The sequence below is a fragment of the Streptomyces sp. NPDC055632 genome, assembly GCF_053618675.1.
Genome location: NZ_JBSHHY010000009.1, coordinates 129,816 through 144,778 on the forward strand (window position 1 = coordinate 129,816; position 14,963 = coordinate 144,778).

Consider the following 14,963-nt stretch of genomic DNA (forward strand, 5'->3'; position numbering starts at 1 on the left):
GAATTTGTGTGCACGTATCACGGTACGCCGAGTTCGGCGTACCCGTTTCCGGTCAGCTTTCGCCGGTGGGACCCTCCGAGCCGGCCTGAGCGGCCTGCGCGGCGGCGCTGCCGGGCCGCTTCCGGGCCACCCAGCCCTCGATATTCCGCTGCTGGCCCCGGGCCACGGCCAGGGCGCCGGCCGGCACGTCCTTCGTGATCACGGACCCGGCGGCCGTGTAGGCGCCGTCCCCGATCGTGACGGGAGCCACAAACATGTTGTCCGAGCCGGTCTTGCAGTGGGACCCGATCGTGGTGTGGTGCTTCGCCTCGCCGTCGTAGTTCACGAAGACGCTCGCCGCGCCGATGTTCGTGTACTCGCCGATCGTCGCGTCGCCCACGTACGACAGGTGGGGGACCTTGGTGCCCTCACCGATCGTCGCGTTCTTCATCTCGACGTACGTGCCCGCCTTGGCCTTCGCGCCCAGGTTCGTGCCCGGACGCAGATACGCGTACGGGCCCACGGAGGCGCCCGCGCCGACCGTGGCCGAATCCGCCACCGTGTTGTCCACCCGGGCGCCCGCGCCGACGGTGGTGTCCTTGAGGCGCGTGTTCGGGCCGACCACGGCGTCCTCGCCGACGTGCGTGGCGCCCAGGAGCTGCGTACCGGGCAGGAGCACCGCGTCCTGCTCGAAGGTCACCGTCACGTCGACGAACACCGAACCGGGGTCGACGACGGTCACGCCGGCGAGCATGGCGCGCTCCAGGAGGCGCCGGTTCAGCAGACCGCGGGCCTCGGCGAGCTGCACCCGGTTGTTGATCCCGAGGATCTCGCGGTGGTCGGCGGCCACGGAGGCGCCGACCCGGTGCCCGGCCTCGCGCAGGATCGACAGCACGTCGGTGAGGTACTCCTCGCCCTGGCTGTTGTCGGTCCGCACCTGGCCCAGGGCCTCGGCGAGCAGCTTCCCGTCGAACGCGAAGACGCCGGAGTTGATCTCCCGGATCGCGCGCTGCTCGTCGGAGGCGTCCTTGTGCTCGACGATCTCGGTCACGGCGCCGGTCGCCGCGTCCCGCACGATCCGCCCGTAACCGGTGGAGTCGGGGACCTCGGCGCTCAGCACGGTGACGGCGTTGCCGTCGGCCGCGTGGGCGTCCGCCAGGGCGCGCAGGGTCTCGCCGGAGAGCAGCGGGGTGTCGCCGCAGACGACCACGACGGTCCCCTCGGGCGCCTCGCCCAGCTCCTCCAGGGCCATGCGCACCGCGTGCCCGGTGCCGTTCTGCTCCTCCTGGACGGCGGTGCGGGTGCCGGCGTAGTGCTCCTCCAGGTGCCCCCGCACCTGCTCCCGGGCGTGCCCGACGACCACGACGAGGTGCTCGGGCTCCAGCTCGCGGGCGGCGGACACGACGTGCCCGACGAGCGAACGCCCGGCGATCTCGTGCAGGACCTTGGGGGTCTTCGACTTCATGCGGGTGCCCTCACCCGCCGCGAGGACGACGACGGCTGCCAAGGGGGCCTCCCCTGTTCGAGTGGAGCCGAGAACTTGGGGGAGGTTGGCGCTCACGGGAATGCCCTTCGGCTTTGGGTGGTGGACGCACGAAGGATACCGGGGGGTCGGGGGGCGGACATGAGCGCGGGTCCTGACCGTGGAGGTCAGGACCCGCGACGCACAGCTCCCCCGCCAGGACTCGAACCCGGACATAGGGCACCAAAAGCCCCAGTGCTGCCAATTACACCACAGGGGATGGTGTATGGGGCCAAAACGGACATGACGTCAGTCCCGTGCCCCGGCGGCCTCTACTATGCCGTACCAGGCCCCCTCCATGCGACGGTAAAGCTCCGAGCCTCCCGTGACGTAGACGACGAGGCACCCCCGGTAGGCCTCCCCGGTGTTCTTCCGGACGGTCCGGGGGTTGTGGCGCTTCAGGGTGGCCCTCTGGAACGTCGAGCCGTCGACCCCGGCCAGTTCCGCCCAGAACCCCTCGGCCTCCGCGACGTCCGCGCTCTCGTGGATGCTGACCCGGAAGCGCAGCCGGTCGGGCGTGACGCCCAGGAGGTCCAGCCACCGCAGGTAGAGGGTGATGACGTTCGGGTCGCTGTTGATGAACTGGAGGACCTCGCGCCGTCTGTACGCCTTGTCCTTGGCGCCCTCGGCCCAGTAGAGCGTCACCCCGGCGATGAACAGCTCCCGGTCCGACAGGGCCCCGACGGACTCGTGCGCCAGCCGCTTGGTCTCCTGCCGCTCCTCGTCCCGCGTCGCGCGCAGGCGGGCGAGACCCGCGTCCATCCGGGCCCGGCGCTCCTCCTCGGTGTACCGGGGTTCCGGCTTCGGCAGGTCCCGGACCCACAGCGAGATCGAGCTCTTCGAGCAGCCCAGCTCCAGCTGGATCCGGTCGTACGTCCAGCCCTCCAGGCGCAGCTCGCGGGCGCGGGCGCGCAGGTCGTCCCTGGCGTTGGGGCGCCTGGTCCACTCCGGCGGGGGCTCGCCCTTCACCAGGCGGTGGAGGAGGTCGTTGTTGTAGACCTTCAGCCGGTCGCGGATCTGCCGCAGGCTGAGGCCTTCGCGGCGGAGGGCGACGGCCCGCTCCCGAAGGGCTTCGAAGTCGGCGTACCGGCTCGTCTCGGCTGTCATGCGAACACCCTCGTCCGGAATCCGGACGTCCGGGTCGAAAACTCTGGCGATTCAACAGTTCGAGGGACTGGTGTTCACAGCGTTGACGAGGGGCGTGTCGGGGGCGGGCCCGCCCGTAGGGTGGTGGGCATGACCGTAACGGGGGCAGATCGGGACGCCGCGGGCGTCGGGGGCCGGTGGTGGGGGAGACGGCGGAGCGCCGTCCTCGACGTGGGACTCGCGGTCGTGTCCGCGCTGGAGTGCGGGCTCGAAGGCGTCGGCTTCGCGGAGAAGGCCGTGCTGCCCGTGCCCCTCGGGGTGGTGTTCGGGCTGCTCGTCGGCTCCGTGCTCGTCGTGCGCCGCCGCTGGCCCATCGCCGTCGTCCTCGTGTCGATCGCCGTCGCGCCCGCCGAGATGGGCTTCCTGATGGGGATCGTCGGGCTCTACACGCTCGCCGCCTCCGACGTGCCGCGCCGGATCACCGCCGTCCTGGCCGGGATGTCCACGACGGCCGTGTTCGTCGTGACGGTGGTCTCGCTGCGGCAGGACATCGCCCGCGCCGAGCTGGAGACGAGCAGCTGGTACGTGCCGGGCATGGCGCTCCTCCTGACCCTCGGGCTCAACGCGCCGCCCCTCCTCCTCGGCCTCTACATAGGGGCCCGCCGGCGGCTCATGGAGAGCCTGCGGGAGCGGGCCGACAGCCTGGAGCAGGAGCTGTCGCTCCTCGCCGACCGGGCCGAGCAGCGGGCCCAGTGGGCCCGGCAGGAGGAGCGGACCCGGATCGCCCGCGAGATGCACGACGTCGTCGCGCACCGGGTGTCGCTGATGGTCGTGCACGCCGCCGCGCTCCAGGCGGTGGCCCTGAAGGACCCGCAGAAGGCCGTGAAGAACGCCGCCCTCGTCGGCGACATGGGCCGGCAGGCGCTCACCGAGCTGCGGGAGATGCTCGGCGTGCTCAGGGAGGGGACCGTGCCCGCCGCCCCCGCGCCGGTGCCGCTGGCCGCCGTCGGCCGGGCCGCCGCCGCTGCCGCCGAGGCCGCCGCCGACGACGGGCCGTGCCTGGACGCCCTGGAGGCGCTGTGCGAGCAGTCGCGGCTCGCGGGGGCGGTCGTGGAGCTCGTGGTGACGGGGGAGGTGCGCGCGTACCCGCCGGAGCTGGAGCGCACGGCGTACCGCGTGGTGCAGGAGGCCCTGACCAACGTCCACAAGCACGCGGCGGGCGCCGAGGTCGTGGTGCGTCTGGCGCACCGCGGGGCGGAGGTCGCGATGCAGGTGGAGAACGGCCCGTGCCCCTCGGACGCGGGGGCCGCCGACGTCGGTCTGCCGAGCGGGGGCAACGGGCTCGTGGGGATGCGGGAGCGGGTCTCCCGGCTGGGCGGCGCGTTCGTGTCCGGTCCGACGGACGCGGGCGGCTTCAAGGTGTCGGCGGTGCTGCCGGTGCGGGAGCCGGAGGCCGGGACGGAACGGGTGGCGGAGGCGGTGTAGGCCGGGCCGGGACGGAGCGGGTGGCGGAGGCGGTGCAGGCCGGGCGGGGCCGGTCTCTTCCGGCCCCGCACACCTGCCACCTGCCGTCTGCTACCTGTCGTCTGTCGTCTGTCGTCTGTCGTCTGCCGTCTGTCACCTGCCACCTGTCCGTACGGCCTACCCCGCCGTCAGCCGCGTCGGCTGCGCTCCCGTCACCAGGGCCGAGAGCGCCGCGTCGATGTCCTTGCCGAGGTACCAGTCGCCCGCGTGGTCGAGGCTGTAGACGCGGCCCTCCGCGTCCATCGCCAGGACCGCCCGGTGGTCGCCCTCCTCTCCGAGCGGTGCGAGTTCGGTCTCCAGGGCGCGGCCGAGGTCCGCGAGGGTGCGGGAGAGGTGGAGGCCGGCGAGCGGGTCGAAGCGGACGGCTGCGGGGGCTATCTGCCGGCCGTGGCCGGGCGCGGTGATCCGCAGGCCGCCGAACTCCGCCCAGGCCTCGACGACGGCGGGGAAGACGCTGTGCCGGTGGCCGGCGGGGGAGACGTGGGCGCGCAGGGCGTCGGCCCACTCCTCGGCGAGCTTGATGTCCCAGCGGCCGGGCTGCCAGCCGGCCTCGCGGAGGGCGGCGTCGACGTTGACCGGGAAGCGGGTGGTGCTGTGGTCGGGCATGGAGATGCGGTCAGCCGTTCTCGACAGGCGTGGTGGGGTCGACGGTGCGGACGCCGAAGTGGGCGAGCATCGCCGTGCAGGAGCGGCAGGGCGGCGCGTAGCTCCCGTGCAGCGGGTCGCCGTCCTCGCGGATGTGCCGCGCGGTGAGCTTGGCGTGCTTGAGGGAGCGGCGGGCCTCGCCGTGGGTGAGCGGTTTGCGCTGGGCGCGCCGGGAGCGTCCGCCCTCGGCGGCGGCGAGGTGCCGGGACAGCAGGATCGCCTCGGGACATCGCCCGGTGAACCGTTCCCGCTGGCCGCTGGTGAGGGTGTCCAGGAAGTCCTGGACGAGCGGGTGCAGGACGGGCGGGCGGTCGCCGCGGCCCGCGGTGCCGGTGAGGGTCTCGCCGCGCACGGAGAGGGCGGCCCCGACGGCGGGGAGGATTCCGTCGCGGCGGTGACGCAGTAAGGGTGCGCGGCCCGCCTCGGCGCTGCTGCTCCAGTTGAGGCGTGGGTCACCCTGTGTGGGCGTCGTTGCTGCGTGCATGGTGCTGGTCTTCCCCTCCTGCAATCCCCCCGAGTTGCGGGGACAGCCTGCCAAATGGGGAGCCATATGGGGAAGCTGGGGCGCCGAAACGCGCTTTCGGTGTGTCGGAATCATGGTGCGCCTGTCATGGGTCCGTGACGTTTGGTCACCGTCGGATCGGACCGGTTCGGCCTCTTGTGGCAGCGCATAGGCTGTGCGGCATCAGTCGGCGGCAGTCAGCGGTCCGGCTGTCGGTAGCAGTCAGCGACGCCATGCAGGGGGCAACCGCCATGACGACAGGTCGGCTCGGGCAGGACACCGCGCCACCGAACGCGGCCTACGCCGGGCAGGTCGTGCACTTCCCGGATCCGGTCCGTGCTTCCCGGCACCCCAGGGGTGTGCGGGTGGACGGGCGCGGCTACCCGGACTTCTCGCCGTACGCGCGCGCGGCGGCGGAGATCGCGGATCCGCCGGAGGGCTTCGGCGTCGACGAGCTGCGGCTCACGGATTACGTGTCGGCGAACGCGGCGATGGCCGCGACCGGGCACGAGCTGTGGGACACGATTCCGGCGGTGGCGACGCCGCACGGCTGGACCTGGCACCACGTGGCGCACAGCCGCCGGATGGAGCTGGTGCCGGTCGAGGTGAAGGCGCTGCTGCGGCACCACGGCGGGGTGGCGACGGCCGCCGTCGACCACGCGAAGCGGGGCACGCGCCCGCTCCAGGAGACGCGCCCCGCGCACTTCGGGCTGCCGAAGGGCGGGGTGTCGGTGTCGGAGCAGCAGCTCCAGGGCGTCGAGGAGGACCTGGGCTACCGGCTTCCGGGGGCGTACCGCTCGTTCCTGAGGGCGGCGGGCGGGTGCGCTCCGGTGGGGGCGGCGCTCGACGCGGAGCTGGGGCTCCTGGTGGACCAGCCGTTCTTCACGGTGCGGGAGGAGGCCGGGGTCAACGACCTGGTGTACGTGAACAAGTGCCTCCGCGACCACCTGACGAAGGACTACCTGGGCGTGGCGTTCGTGCAGGGCGGTCTGATCGCCCTGAAGGTGCGGGGCGGCGGGGTCGGTTCGGTGTGGTTCTGCGCGTACGACGACGCGCGGGACGCCGGCGAGGTCGCGGCGGGCTGGTCGGTGAACGAGCGGGTGGAGCGGTTGCTGCTGCCGTGCGGTGCGGACTTCGACGCGTTCCTCCAGCGTCTGGCGGGCAATCCGCCGGAGTTGGAGACGGTGGCGAACCTGATGGTGGACGGCGGCTTCGCGCGCGCCGTGCCCGTGGTCCCGGTGGGGGAGTGAGCTGGCTGTGGTGACGTTCGCGCAGGCGCAGGAGCGCGCCGAGGAGTGGATCAACGGCGATCTGCCGGGCTACCAGCACCGCGAGGTGCGGGTGCGGGAGTTCGGCCTGGGGTTCGTGGTGTGGGCGGAGGACCGCGAGGGCGGTCCGACGTCGGACGGCGGGCGCCAGCGGCTCGTGATCGCGCGGGACAGCGGTGAGGCGACGCTGTGGCCGGGGCTGCCGGTGGGCGAGGTGATCCGGCGGTACGAGGAGGAGTACGGGTCCGCGGAGGAGGTGCCGCCCCAGGCGGCGGTGCCGGCGGCCCGGATCGATCTGAACCAGACGTCGTTCCTGCTGACTCCGCCGGAGTGGTTGCAGGACGCGGCGGACAAGGCCGGGCTGCCGAGGGAGGAGTCGCACGCCTCGCAGGAGAGCGGGAGCGCGGCGGGTCCGGTGGACGACGCGTCGGACGTGGTGGACGGGGCGGGCGGGACGGGGCCGGTGCCGTCGGTGGCGTCCTCAGCCTCTTCGGCGTCTTCGGCGTCCTCCGCCTCTTCCGGGTCCTCGGGGTCCTTCGCTTCCCCCGCGTCTTCTTCTCCTTCTTCTCCTTCTTCCGGTTCTTCTTCCGGATCCTCCGAGTCTTCCGGGTTCTCCGGGTCTTCGACTTCGGCCGAGTCCCCGTCGGTGCCGTCCCCGGTCCCCGGGGCGTCCACGGCTTCCGGTTCCGGGATCCCCGCCCAGGGGACCCCCGCGTCCGGCACCGCCTCCGACGACGCCTACGAGCCGACCGCGATGGACGGCGTCCCCGCGTCCGCGCCCGTGCCGCCGCTCGCGACCCCGTCGCCCGTGGTTCCGGCGGCCCCGCCCGCGCCCGTGGGCAGCCCGTGGGTGGACGCGAACGCGAGCTCCGGCGGTGCGGACGGGGCGGTGCCGCTGCCCGCGACCGTCTTCGCGCCGCCGCTGACGGGGACGGACGACGAGGACGCCCCGCAGCCGGTGGTGGGCGCCGACGCGCCGACCGCCCTGATGAAGGGCGGCAGCGCGCTGCCGCCGACCGCCGTGGCGCCCCGGCTCGACCCGGCCGCGCCGCCCCCGCCGGGCGTCACCCCGGCGACTCCGGCGACCCCCCCGGCCCCGCCCGGTCCGGCCGCCCCGCCGCTTCCGCCGCCCGCGCCCTCGGGCGCCGGGGACATCGCGGACGCCACGACGAGCAAGGCCACGGCGCCGCCGAAGAGCGGTCGCGGTCCGGCCGGTCCGCCGCCCCCGCCGGGCGTCCCGGGTACGCCGGGCGCGTCGTCGGGCGGCAACGCGTACATCCCGACGCAGCTGGTGTCGCAGCTCGGGCCCGACGGGCCCCCGCCGCCCGCGCAGCCGGGTCCGCCCGGTCCCCCCGGGCCGCCGCCCGCCCCGCCGGGTCCGGTGACGCCGCCGCAGCCCGTGCACCACGCGGCGACGATGCTGGCGCAGCCCGGTCCGGCCGGTCCGGGCGTGCCTCCGCCGCCCCCGCCGCCGCCGGGCGTGCCCGGGACGCCTCCGGGCGGTGTCGCGCACGCGGCGACGATGCTGGCGCACCCGGGTCCCGGCGGTCCGGCCGGTCCGCCGCCCCCGCCCGCTCCGGCGCCGCCGGTGCACGGCGGGCACACGCCGCCGCCCGTGCCCGGTCCCGTACCGCCCGCGTACGGGTATCCGCAGCAGCCGGCGGGGCAGCCGACGGTCGGTCCCGGCTACCAGGCGGTGCTGCGCTATCGGGCGCCCGACGGTTCCGAGGCGCAGATCATCCGGCGTTCGGCGCCGGGCACCCCGCATCCGGAGTGGCAGATCCTGCACGAGCTGCGCGCGATGAACGTGCCGCCGCAGCAGGTGCTCGAACTGCACACGGAGCTGGAGTCCTGCGAGCTGCCGGGCGGTTACTGCGCGCGGATGATCCGGGAGACGTGGCCGCAGGCGCGGATCACCAGCATCGCCGCGTACGGTCGCGACCACGCGGGCCGGCAGCAGGGCATGCGTCAACTGCTGACCCATCAGGGCGAGTTGCACCAGGTCGCGGACGGCCCGGCGCGGCCCGCCCCGGTGCGGGCGCCGCTGCCGCCGGTGCAGCCGGCGCCGCCGGTCCCGCCGGAGGCGATCGCGCAGGAGCTGGCCGGGGCGTTCGGTCCGGGCATCCTCCGCTTCGACCAGCGGGCGGTGTCGCGGCAGGGCGTGCCGGAGCTGGTGGCGCGCACGCTGGTGTGGGCGGGGCTGCCGGCGGACTTCGGGCCGTTCTTCTGGGCGCAGCCCGCGATGCCGGTGGTGCCGACGCTGGCGGAGCTGGCGGCGCAGCGGCAGGTGCAGGCGGCGCCGGACGCGAGCTCGTACCTGGTGGTCGGTTCGGACTTCGGGCGGGCGCTGTGCGTCCAGTACGGGACCGCGCACATCGTGGCGGTGCCGGTGGAGGCCGGTCCGGGCGGGCAGTCGGTGCCGCCGCAGTTCGTGAACACCGGGCTGCCGGAGTTCACGCGCTCGATGGCGCTGCTCGGCCGGATGTGGCGGCTGCGGTTCGGGCTGAATCCGGAGCAGGCGGGCCGCTGGACGGTGGACTTCCAGGCGCAGCTGGCGATGCTGGACCCGGCGGCGCTGGCGTCGCCGGAGAACTGGTGGTCGGTGCTCCTGGAGCAGATGTGGGACGGCCTGCTCTGAGCCTTCCCGGTCCACGGCCGGACGGAATGTGACGAAAGGCGCTCGACGTGTGTACACGTTGGGCGTCTTTTGTCCGTTCTGATGGAGCATCCTGGAAGTTCGGGCCACAGGGAAGGGGCGTCAGGGATGGGTTTCGCTGTCGGGCGGGGACGGAGCTACCGCCCCGAGCAGGTCGACCGCTTCCTCGCCGCGCTCTCCGCCGAGCGCGACGGCGCCCGGGAGCGGGCCGTGCTGCTCACCGCACTGGTGGCGGAGCGGGAGACGGAGCTCGCCGGGCTCCGCGGGATCGCCGAGGGGCTGCCGCCGCAGCGGTACGAGTCGCTGGGCGAGCGGGCGCGGAAGATCCTGGAGTTCGCCGAGGCGGAGGACGAGGCGCTCGTCCGCGCGGCCGAGGCCGAGGCGCAGGCCCTCGCCGAGGAGGCCGGCGCGGCGGGCCGGGAGGCGGCGGAGTCGGCGCGGGCGTACGCGGAGGGCGTCCGCGAGGCGGCGGAGGCGGCGGCCCGCGCGACCCTGGAGGCGGCCGGGGAGCGGGCCGGTGAGCTGACGGCGGAGGCGGAGCGCGAGGCGGCGGAGCTGCGGTCGGCGGCCCGGGAGGCCTTCGAGGAGACCGGACGGCGCGCGGCGGAGCTCCTGGCGGAGCGGGCCGCCGAGCAGAAGGCGGTACGGGAGGAGACCGAGCGCGGGGAGCAGGCGCGGACGGCCGAACTCGACGCGCACCACCAGGAGTTGACCGGGCAGGCGGAGGCCCGCCTCGCGGAGGCCCGGCGGGCCCTGGCGGAGACCGAGGAGCAGGCCCGGCACGGCCGGGAGGACGCGGAGGCGAAGGCGGAGGAACTCCTCGCCGCCGCCCGCCTGAAGGCCGAACGGACCGAACGCGCGACGGAACGGGTCCTGCGGGAGCACGAGGAGGCCCGGGACGAGATCCACTCCCACATGAAACACATCCGCGACTCGCTGGCGGCGCTGACGGGGCGGGGGCCGGAGGAGGAGCCGGAGGCCCAGGAGCCGGCCCGGGAGACGGAGGGCGGGGACGGCCGATAGCGGGCGTCCCCGCCCCCGGGAGGCGGCCGGTTTCACGGGATTGCGCGGCACCGGACCGTCTGTCTAGCTTCTTGCCCATGATCATGAAGCTGACGGCCGTCACGCTCGACTGCGCCAACCCCCTGGCCCTGGCCGACTTCTACCACCGGGCCACCGGCCTGCCCGTCCACGATCGGTCGGACGGCGAGTTCGCGGGCCTCGTCCGGGGCCCCGCCGGGTCCGGTCTCTTCCTCGGATTCCAGCGCGTCGAGGGCTACCTGCCCCCGACCTGGCCCGGCCAGGACGTCCCGCAGCAACTGCACCTGGACTTCGACGTCGACGACCTGGACGAGGCGGAGGTCCGGCTCGTCGCCCTGGGCGCGACCGTCTCCGCCGACCAGCCCCGCCCGGACCGCTGGCGGGTCCTCCTGGACCCGGCGGGGCACCCGTTCTGCCTGACGCTCCCGAGCCGCCCGGACGCGTGACGGAGCCCGGTGCCGGTCCTGTCGGACCCGTCGGCTAGCCTCCCTCTTCCCAGGGGAGGGAACACGAACATGCACGTCACACGCCCGTACGCCCGCCGGATCGCGGCCGCGGCGGTCACCGTCGTCCTCGCCGCCACGGGCGGCACGCTCACCGCGCTCCCGGCCGCGGCCGCCACCGCGCCGGAGGCCTCGCGGCAGGACCGGCAGGAGGCCGCGGTGGCGTTCCCGCGCGACGCGGACGTCGTCGGCGCGGGGCCGCGCGGCTTCCTGTCGAAGACGCGCGGCACCACGCCGGAGTTCCGGTGGACCCGCTACTCCGACGGTTCCTCGGCCGTCCTGGCCGGCGCCTCCGCCGCCGGTGGCGGCTCGGACCTCGTGGTCACCGGTAACCGGGCCCTGCTGAGCGTCAGTTCGGTGCTGCGGATCCACGACACGGCGAAGCCCGACGCGACGCCGGTGGAGATCGACCTGGACGCGCTCGGCGGCTACCACTACTCGGGCCTGGCGGGCGACACCCTCCTCCTCGGCCGGTACGAGGGCGGCTACGGCGTGCAGTACGCCGCCGCGCTCGACGCCGCCGTGCTCACCGGCGGCACCCCGAAGCTCCGACAGCTGGTCGGCGGGGTCCAGGTCGACTGCGAGGACGCCGAGGGCGGCTGGACCGACACCGCCTCCGCGCTCTACGACTGCCGGATCGGCACCTGGAAGGGTTCCGCCAAGATCCTCGTCGACCTCGCGTCGGGGAAGGAGACCTGGATCCCCCAGGGCCAGGACCAGTGGGTCTGGGACGGCGCCGTCTCCGCGACGCACATGGCCTGGCGCGAGGCGCGGCTCGGGGGCGACGGGATCGTCGCCTACCGCCGCGGCGAGACCCGGGAGCGGTGGATCCCGGACCCCGAGGGCGAGGCGCAGGACCCGCTGTACCTGGTCGGCGGCTGGCTGGCGTACGGCAGAAAGGCGCACATCGACGCGTCCGCCCCCGCCGGCACGACGGCGGCGGCCACGGTGCGGCCGTTCACCGTCCGGTCCGTCGAGACCGGCGAGGAGGCCGTCCTCCTCACCGCGTTCTCCTCCGCCGTCACCGGCCCCGACGGCAGCCTCCTGGTGCGCGGCGGCACCCCCGAGCACGGCGAGGGCCTCTACCGGATCGCGCCGCGCGCCGACGGCGGCCGGCCGACGGCCGAACCGGTCGCCACCACCCGGCAGGCGACCGTCGTCGCCCTCACCGGCTCCACCGCCCCGAAGGCCCTCACCGGCGACCGGCTCGCCAACGGGGCCGACTTCGGCTGGGACCTGTCGCGGGGAGACGCGCACGTCACGATGAGCCTCACGCACGTCGGCAGCGGAAAGTCCCTCGTACGGGAGTGGCCCGCCGCCGCCGGAGGGCCGCGCCGGATCTCCTGGCACTGGGACGGCAAGGACGTGGAGCGTCCGGGCGGCGTGCTGACCCCCGCCCGCGCGGGCACGTACGAGTGGAGGATCGTCGCCCGCCCGGACGAGGGCATCGGTCCGGAGCTGACCGGTACCGGCCGCTTCACCGTGACCCGCCCCGCCGCCTCCCACGACTTCGACGACGACGGCACCGCCGACCTCCTGGCCCGTCAGTCCGACGGCACCCTGTGGTCGTTCCGCACGCGGACCGCCGCCGCGGGCGGTCCGGTCGTCTCCGCCGGAGCGGTGCGGATCGGCCCCGGCTGGCAGGTGTACGACCGGATCGAGGCCGCCGGGAACCTCGCGGGCACCACCGCGCCCGACGTCGTCGCCCGGGACCGCACCGGCGTCCTCTGGCTCTACCGGGGCACCGGCGACCGGGTCGCGCCCCTCACGGGCCGGACGCGGATCGGCGGCGGCTGGCAGGGGTACGACCGGATCGCGGCCGGCGGCGACCTCACCGGCGACGGCCGGCCCGACCTGCTCACCACCGACAAGACCGGCGTGCTGTGGCTCCACCCCGGCACCGGGAGCGCCACCGCGCCCTTCGCCGCCCGCAAGCGGATCGGCGGCGGCTGGGACGTCTACAACGAGATCGCCTCCCTCGGAAACCTCGCCGGAGGACCGGCCGGCGACCTCGTCGCCCGGGACAGGGCCGGTGCGCTCTGGCTCTACCTCGGCAAGGGCGACGGCACCTTCGCCGCCCGTATTCCGATCGGCAAGGGCTGGGGCGCCTTCACCGACCTCGTCGGCATCGGCGACGCCGACGGCGACGGCCGCGCCGACCTGATCGCCTCGGCCGCCGGAGCCACCTTCTACGCCGGCACGGGCAACTGGAAGGCGCCCTTCAAGCCGGGCGTGAAGACCGGCGTCACGAACGGCGTCCGGTACGACATCGCCTTCTGACCCGGCCCGTCAGCCGAGGACGCACTCCGCCCGCACCGTCTTCCCCGGCGCCAGCAGCCTCGGGCACCAGCCCCAGCGGTCGGCGATCCCGCCGACGAGCAGCAGCCCCCGGCCCCCGTCCGTGAGTTCCGGACCGGGGCCGGGGGTTCTCCATGATCCGCAGCAGCAGGTGGAAGTCCCGCCCCGGCACGTGCCCGTTCGTACGCCGTCAGTCCCCGCGCCCCGCCCCCTCCCCCAGCACCGGGAAGCGGCGGGGCGCGAGGACGAGCAGGACCAGGAGGGCCAGGGCGGCCGCCCCCGCCGCGCCCAGGTAGACGTAGTCCACCGCCGCGTCGACCGCGCGGCGCAGGAGGTCCGTCGTCGCGGGCGGCAGGGACTCGGGGGAGTCCAGGGCGCGGGCCAGGGTGTCCAGGTCGCCGTCCCCGCCGAGCCGGGCGGACAGGACGCCGTTCGCGACGGCGCCGAAGACGGCCGCGCCGACGCTCTGGCCGACCTGGCGGCAGAAGAGGACGGACGCGGTGGTCGTGCCCCGCTCCTCGTACGGGACGGTCGACTGGACGCCGACGATCAGCGGCAGTTGGAAGAGGCCGAGGGCCGCGCCGAGGAGCAGCATCAGGAGCGCCGGCTGCCAGGGCTCCCCGGGGAACGGCAGCAGCGGGAAGGCGAGCAGGACGAGCAGCGCGCCCGAGATGCCGAGGACGGCGGTGAGCCGGAAGCCGATGCGGGCGTAGACCCGGTTCGAGAGCGCCGCGCTGACGGGCCAGCTCAGGGTCATCACCGACAGGACGAATCCGGCCGCGATCGGGCCGAGCCCCAGGACGGACTGGGCGTACGTGGGCAGGAAGACGGTCGGGGCGACCATGAGCAGGCCGAGGGCCCCGAGCGCGAGGTTGACGGCGGCGATCGTGCGGCGGCGCCAGACCCAGCCGGGGATGATCGGCTCGGCGGCGCGCCGCTCCACGAGGACGGTCACGGCGCCGAGGACGGCCGCCCCGCCGAGGAGCCCGAGGGAGGGCGCCGAGAGCCAGGGCCAGGCCACGCCGCCCTGGACGAGGGCGGTCAGGAGCAGGGCGCCGGTCGCGAAGACGCAGAGCGCGCCCGCCCAGTCGATCCGTACGCGCGCGCGTGCCTCCGTTTTTCGCGCCTCCGCCCGTACGCCTGCTTTCCCCGCCCCCGCCCGTACGCGCGGGCGTACCTCCGCCCCCGCCCGTACGCGCGCGCGTGCCCCCGCGCCCGCCGGCCGTTCCGGTTCCACCAGGTACCGGCAGATCAGCCACAGCGCCACCAGGCCGACCGGCACGTTGATCAGGAAGATCCAGCGCCAGTCGGCGTAGCCCGCGAGGAGGCCGCCGGCCGCCGGGCCCGCGACCGCCGAGGCGGCCCAGACGGAGGACAGCTTCGCCTGGATCTTCGGGCGCTCCTTCAGCGGGTACAGGTCGGCGGCGATCGTCTGGACCGTGCCCTGGAGCGCGCCGCCGCCGAGGCCCTGGACGATCCGGAAGGCGATGAGGGACGCCATGTTCCAGGCCGCGGCGCACAGCAGGGAGCCGACGAGGAAGAGGACGACCCCGGCGACCAGGACCGGTTTGCGGCCGAAGGTGTCGCTGAGCTTCCCGTACACCGGCAGGGTGACGGTGACGGCGAGCAGGTAGCCGGAGAACAGCCAGGAGAAGACGGCGAGTCCGCCGAGGTCGCCGACGATCTGCGGGACGGCCGTGGACACGATCGTGCCGTCGATCGCGGCGAGCCCCATCCCGAGCATGAGCGCGGCGACGACGGGCCTCCGGTGTGCGGGGGCGGTGGCGGAGGACGGGCCGGTTCCGGCCCGTGTCGTCGACGGCTCGGTCACCGTACGCCCTTCCTTTCTTCGTACACCTAAATTCTCGGGGACAGCGTGCCACTCGGACCACGGGTGGAGGAACCCTTAGGGGCTCCTCCCCCATACGGCCCAGGGGCC

General features: G+C 74.7%; 11 protein-coding genes and 1 tRNA gene. 6 read left to right on the top strand and 6 right to left on the bottom strand.

The features are described from left to right. Nucleotides 1–52: 52 nt before the first annotated feature. The 3 genes from glmU to ACWGSR_RS15095 all read right to left on the bottom strand — a co-directional run bounded on the left by glmU (nucleotide 53) and on the right by ACWGSR_RS15095 (nucleotide 2,608). Nucleotides 53–1,486, bottom strand: coding sequence for a bifunctional UDP-N-acetylglucosamine diphosphorylase/glucosamine-1-phosphate N-acetyltransferase GlmU (gene glmU / locus ACWGSR_RS15085; RefSeq protein WP_453566677.1), 1,434 nt, complete (start codon nucleotides 1,484–1,486; stop codon nucleotides 53–55). A gap of 163 nt (nucleotides 1,487–1,649) precedes the next feature. Next, nucleotides 1,650–1,721: transfer RNA gene (locus tag ACWGSR_RS15090), tRNA-Gln, on the bottom strand. A 29-nt stretch (nucleotides 1,722–1,750) separates the two neighbouring features. After that, the gene (locus ACWGSR_RS15095; RefSeq protein ID WP_453566679.1) at nucleotides 1,751–2,608 is read right to left on the bottom strand and encodes a hypothetical protein; all 858 of its coding nucleotides are present in this window, start codon (nucleotides 2,606–2,608) and stop codon (nucleotides 1,751–1,753) included. Between the two features lie 129 nt (nucleotides 2,609–2,737). Between ACWGSR_RS15095 and ACWGSR_RS15100 the strand changes: the two genes are divergently transcribed. Then, nucleotides 2,738–4,072: a sensor histidine kinase gene (locus ACWGSR_RS15100; protein WP_453566681.1), complete on the top strand. Its 1,335-nt coding sequence runs from the start codon at nucleotides 2,738–2,740 to the stop codon at nucleotides 4,070–4,072. Between the two features lie 156 nt (nucleotides 4,073–4,228). Here ACWGSR_RS15100 and ACWGSR_RS15105 read toward each other — a convergent pair whose 3' ends face one another. Beyond that, nucleotides 4,229–4,717, bottom strand: a complete 489-nt coding sequence (locus ACWGSR_RS15105) for an SUKH-3 domain-containing protein (RefSeq protein WP_376234071.1) — start codon at nucleotides 4,715–4,717, stop codon at nucleotides 4,229–4,231. A 10-nt stretch (nucleotides 4,718–4,727) separates the two neighbouring features. After that, nucleotides 4,728–5,240 carry a YwqJ-related putative deaminase gene (locus ACWGSR_RS15110; RefSeq protein ID WP_376234073.1) on the bottom strand — a complete coding sequence of 171 codons (513 nt, stop codon included), beginning with the start codon at nucleotides 5,238–5,240 and terminating at the stop codon, nucleotides 4,728–4,730. A 269-nt stretch (nucleotides 5,241–5,509) separates the two neighbouring features. Between ACWGSR_RS15110 and ACWGSR_RS15115 the strand changes: the two genes are divergently transcribed. The 5 genes from ACWGSR_RS15115 (at nucleotide 5,510) to ACWGSR_RS15135 (ending at nucleotide 13,006) form a co-directional block, all read left to right on the top strand. After that, nucleotides 5,510–6,508, top strand: coding sequence for an SMI1/KNR4 family protein (locus tag ACWGSR_RS15115; protein WP_366377068.1), 999 nt, complete (start codon nucleotides 5,510–5,512; stop codon nucleotides 6,506–6,508). A 7-nt stretch (nucleotides 6,509–6,515) separates the two neighbouring features. Further along, a complete protein-coding gene (locus ACWGSR_RS15120; RefSeq protein WP_453566684.1) occupies nucleotides 6,516–9,164 on the top strand; it encodes an SUKH-4 family immunity protein in 2,649 nt (882 codons plus the stop codon). Nucleotides 9,165–9,290: 126 nt separating this feature from the next. Then, entirely contained in the window at nucleotides 9,291–10,205 is a 915-nt protein-coding gene (locus ACWGSR_RS15125) for a cellulose-binding protein (RefSeq protein ID WP_453566686.1), read from the top strand. A gap of 77 nt (nucleotides 10,206–10,282) precedes the next feature. Further along, complete coding sequence (locus tag ACWGSR_RS15130) at nucleotides 10,283–10,669, top strand: VOC family protein (protein ID WP_376234084.1); 387 nt, start codon at nucleotides 10,283–10,285, stop codon at nucleotides 10,667–10,669. 69 nt (nucleotides 10,670–10,738) lie between these two features. Beyond that, on the top strand, nucleotides 10,739–13,006 hold the full coding sequence (locus tag ACWGSR_RS15135; protein WP_453566688.1) for an FG-GAP repeat domain-containing protein: 2,268 nt from the start codon (nucleotides 10,739–10,741) through the stop codon (nucleotides 13,004–13,006). A 208-nt stretch (nucleotides 13,007–13,214) separates the two neighbouring features. Here ACWGSR_RS15135 and ACWGSR_RS15140 read toward each other — a convergent pair whose 3' ends face one another. Further along, on the bottom strand, nucleotides 13,215–14,855 hold the full coding sequence (locus tag ACWGSR_RS15140) for an MFS transporter (protein ID WP_453566690.1): 1,641 nt from the start codon (nucleotides 14,853–14,855) through the stop codon (nucleotides 13,215–13,217). Between the last annotated feature and the right edge of the window lie 108 nt (nucleotides 14,856–14,963).